The organism is Allobosea sp. P4_C6 (genome assembly GCF_056402015.1).
The window spans coordinates 1-1,458 of record NZ_JBFUIF010000238.1 but is presented as its reverse complement, the minus strand read 5'-3'; the positions used below and the strand labels follow the sequence as shown (position 1 = coordinate 1,458).

Annotated in this window: 1 pseudogene; it reads right to left on the bottom strand. The window is 64.6% G+C overall.

The features are described from left to right. Nucleotides 1-295 precede the first annotated feature (295 nt). Nucleotides 296-1,312 (bottom strand): annotated as a pseudogene (locus tag AC1DVA_RS28295) (IS110 family RNA-guided transposase). Between the last annotated feature and the right edge of the window lie 146 nt (nucleotides 1,313-1,458).

Below are 1,458 nucleotides of genomic sequence, written 5' to 3'. Positions count from 1 at the left end.
GCCTAGCCGTGGGCGGACTTCGACCTCGCGCCGATACCGTTCTCTAACGGGTCAAGGTCTGGCTGCTTGGTCCTGAGCGGTTGATGCGTTGGGTGCCTGCGTTCTCTGCGTGCTCATCGGCACTTGATGGGGTCAGCTGGGTGCAAAGTGGCTTGGTTGAAAGCGCAGTCGGCCGACATGATCGGCGGCATGCTACGGAATCGGCGCCATCACCTGCTCCCTCCCTCGGGCGTCGCTCCCGCTTGGGAGCTCGTTGCGGCCTCCTGTCTCGTCTGCTTCTGCCTGGCTCTGATTGTCAGGCGGGCCGGAATTCGGTGCCATGCCGCAGCATGGCGTGCATGATAATGGCGAGACGGCGGGCGAGCGCGATCCGCGCCTTGCGTATTGTCGAGCGCCTGGCAATGGCGAGTGCCCAGTCCTTCAGTTTCAGCTCGCCCTTGTAGCGGGTCAGCATGACGTTGGCGGCCTCATAGAGGAGCGTCCGCATGCGCTGGTCGCCCACCTTGGAGATGCTGCCGACATAGTCGATCTCACCGGACTGATAGCGACGCGGCACAAGGCCGAGATAGGCGCCGAGATCGCGCGAGCGCCGGAAGCGTGCAGGATCATCGACGGCCGCCGTGAAGGCCAGAGCGGTGAGCTGCCCAACGCCGGGGATGGTCATCAACCGACGACAAGCATCGGAGGCGCGAACGAGGCGCTTCATATCCGCGTCGATGGCAGCGACCGCGCCGAGAACCAAGTCCCGGGCAGCGACGAGGCCGCGCATGGCGCCGGCCAGGCCGGTGATGCCGTCGCTCATCCGCACGACCTCGTCGACGAAGGCCGGGCTGAGCCCACGCGGCAGCCGGACGCCGAACACCACGGCCAGAACCCGGATCTGGTTCTCCAGGGTGACGGACGCGTTGGCTGACGAGCTTCTTGCGGGCGACGATCAGCGCGCGGATCGCATGGGCCGGCAGCGACTTCACATGCACGGCCTTGTAGAAGCCGGTTCTCGCCAGCTGCGCCAGCCCACGCGCATCGTTGCGGTCGGTCTTGTGCGTCGCCAGGGTCTTGAGCGCCTGATAGGCCTGCCGGCTCTCGATGCAGACGACCGGAACACCAAGCTCAGCCAAGCCGTGGTAGAGCATCGGCGCCATCCGGCCTGTCTCGAACACCACCCGTGTGCAGGGCGGCGCTTCCGCCAGGGCCACTGCTATCGCCACCGCGGACGAGACGGCTTTGACCTCGTGCACAACCGCGCCGTCGCGATCAACGAGGCAGATGTGCGTCTCCTCCATCGAGACGCCAGCCCAGCAAAATACTCCATGATCGATCTCCTCTGTTGCAGCCGAGACAATCCTATCGGCCTCCGAAGAAGAGCAGCCAGACCGTTACTCCATGTTGAAAAAGTCGTCGTTGCCGCGGGTATGAAGTCCTGATTCAATGTTCCTTGGGCAGAGGGCAGCGCAATGA